Consider the following 2692-nt stretch of genomic DNA (forward strand, 5'->3'; position numbering starts at 1 on the left):
CAATACGTTATTCGACCGAGCAGTCGCTGCGGCTGTAACGGTGCCTAAAACTGCAACTGCAACCCAGTGACTCTAAACGGTCGAGTCACCCTCTCAAAAGCCCAGTACGATCAGTAGCCGTAGCGAGGGTTCTCCTACCTGCGTTGAACCTAAATACTTGAGCTTTCCGTGTAACTGATCGTTACCAGCCGAAATCGAACCCATCAGCATCAGCAATACGATTAGTTCCACAGAACGGAGCAGAAACGGTCGATACGAAATCGATAACAAATAGCGGGGTTCCCGTTCGTCAACCTGAGTGCACAATGGACGATCTGACAGGCTTTCAGCGAGACCTCCTGTACGTAATCGCGGGGGCCGATCAACCCTCGGGGCAGGACGTGAAAGACGAGGTCGAGACGTACTACAACAGCGAGATCAATCACGGGCGATTGTATCCGAACCTCGATACACTCGTCAATAAGAACCTTGTCGAAAAGGGTCAGCTCGATCGGCGCACCAATTACTACGAGATCAGCGACACGGGTCGCCAGGCAATCGAGGACCGACGGGAGTGGGAACGACAGTACATCGACGAGTAACTGCCAGCCTCTGTTCTGGGAACTCACTCACCACTGAGACGTGAGCCATGCGTGTTCCCGCCGGAATGGACTCATCGACCCTGCTCATCGCGACACCGTCGCCAGGCCCATCGCGCCGATACTCCCCCAGCCCGACCCGAGAATACCGCATCCCGCCTGGCAGACAGTCCGAGCTGGCTCCCGCTCGCTTCGGTTCACTCTAGCACAGGTTCGAAATACACGTTAAATCGAACTGCCTTCGTTTCGATCGGCCTGTACAGCACCGACTCCGATCACTAGGTTGGGTGTTCGTTGTTGTATTCCCGGTTGAAATAATCGGCCCGGACACGTTAGCTACTCAAACGAGGCATCTCGTCCCGTTGGGCTGTCACGTAGTTTGGTTTCGCCTGGTTTCAAAAGCGTCCCAATATCGTGATACGAAACCGTCACAATCAGATTGATGTTTCCATTTCGCTCAGAATCCGGTCTCTCGTTAGCGGATACGCAAAAAACCCCTCACGGCCATCGGAGCGGTGGCTGGCGAGGGGGAATGGATAGAGAGTATGAGTGGATGGCGGCGAATCGGAGTTTCCAGAGGCTCGCGCACTCCAGTACTGGCCGATACGCAGGCGGGCTTATCGTCCGTGTTCGGGATGGGTACGGGAGGAACCCCGCCGCTGTGGCCGCCTCAATGCCGATTCACGGAATCGAACCGTGAGTAGACCATAATCGGTGGTGTGTCAAAGACCGTAGTGTACGTGTAGTCCAGTTCGCGCCTGGACCCGTTTCCGGGTACCAGATCCAATGCGATGTAGTGTATGAGTGTGTGGCTCGATCAGTTAGTGCTCGCGGGCTCAACACCTCGTTGCCTTGGTGCGTACACCCCGAGTCTATCGACCTCGTCTTTTACGAGTGATCTCGGTGGTATCTCTTTTTCAGGTGGGTTTCGAGCTTAGATGCGTTCAGCTCTTACCCCGTGGTGCGTCGCTGCCCGGCACGTGCCCTCTCGGACAGCCGGTACACGAGTGGCACCCATTCGTAGTTCCTCTCGTACTATACGAACGTTCCCGTCAGATACCGTAACACCCCCAATAGATAGCAGCCGACCTGTCTCACGACGGTCTAAACCCAGCTCACGACCTCCTTTAATAGGCGAACAACCTCACCCTTGCCTGCTTCTGCACAGGCAGGATGGAGGGAACCGACATCGAGGTAGCAAGCCACTCGGTCGATATGTGCTCTTGCGAGTGACGACTCTGTTATCCCTAAGGTAGCTTTTCTGTCAGCAATTGGCCGCATCAAGCAGCCTAATTGGTTCGCTAGACCACGCTTTCGCGTCAGCGTCCGTCGTTGTGCCGGACACTGTCAGACTTCCGTATGCTCTTGCGCTCTTTCCCGCGTCTCCGACACGGGTGAGGAAATCTTGGGGCGCGCCCGATATCTTTTCAGGCGCGTACCGCCCCAGTCAAACTGCCCGGCTACCAGTGTCCTCCGCCAGGAGTGAGAGTCGCAGTCACCATCGGGTAGTATTTCAATGCTGCCTCGGTGGCCCGCTAGCGCGGGTACCTGTGTAACGGCTCCTACCTATGCTGCACAATGGCGACCACGTCTCAGTGACAGCCTGCAGTAAAGCTCTATAGGGTCTTCGCTTCCCCTTGGGGGTCTCCAGACTCCGCACTGGAACGTACAGTTCACCGGGCCCAACGTTGGGACAGTGGCGCTCTCATTGATCCATTCATGCAAGCCGCTACTGAAGCGGCAAGGTACTACGCTACCTTAAGAGGGTCATAGTTACCCCCGCCGTTAACGGGTCCTTCGTCCCCTTGTAAGGGGTGTTCAGATACCCGCACTGGGCAGGATTCAGTGACCGTACGAGTCCTTGCGGATTTGCGGTCACCTATGTTGTTACTAGACAGTTGGAGCGCCCGAGTCACTGCGACCTGCCTCTTCGCGAGGCAGGCATCCCTTATTGCGAACGTACGGGACTAACTTGCCGAATTCCCTAACGTCGGTTGCTCCCGACAGACCTTGGCTTTCGCCGCCACGAGTACCTGTGTCGGATCTCGGTACGGACAGTGTGCTCGCCTTTTCACGGGCTCTAGGTTGACCTGACTTGCGCTATCCTGTCATTC

General features: G+C 56.0%; 1 protein-coding gene and 2 rRNA genes (1 of these 3 cut by a window edge). 1 reads left to right on the forward strand and 2 read right to left on the reverse strand.

Going from position 1 to position 2692, the window contains the following annotated elements:
• Nucleotides 1-305 precede the first annotated feature (305 nt).
• Complete coding sequence (locus tag ACFR9S_RS13100) at nt 306-581, forward strand: helix-turn-helix transcriptional regulator (RefSeq protein WP_049990094.1); 276 nt, start codon at nt 306-308, stop codon at nt 579-581.
• Nucleotides 582-1129: 548 nt separating this feature from the next.
• Here ACFR9S_RS13100 and rrf read toward each other — a convergent pair.
• Together rrf and ACFR9S_RS13110 are read right to left on the reverse strand one after the other, a co-directional pair.
• Nucleotides 1130-1251, reverse strand: a 5S ribosomal RNA gene (gene rrf, locus ACFR9S_RS13105).
• A 130-nt stretch (nt 1252-1381) separates the two neighbouring features.
• A 23S ribosomal RNA gene (locus ACFR9S_RS13110) occupies nt 1382-2692 on the reverse strand; it runs 1539 nt beyond the window's last position.

It is taken from the genome of Halolamina salina (assembly GCF_042678005.1).
Lineage (GTDB): Archaea > Halobacteriota > Halobacteria > Halobacteriales > Haloferacaceae > Halolamina > Halolamina salina.

Bases quoted from the DNA above. Each gene is read 5' to 3' on its own strand.
- ACFR9S_RS13100 (WP_049990094.1), top strand. From the start codon at position 306: ATGGACGATCTGACAGGCTTTCAGCGAGACCTCCTGTACGTAATCGCG.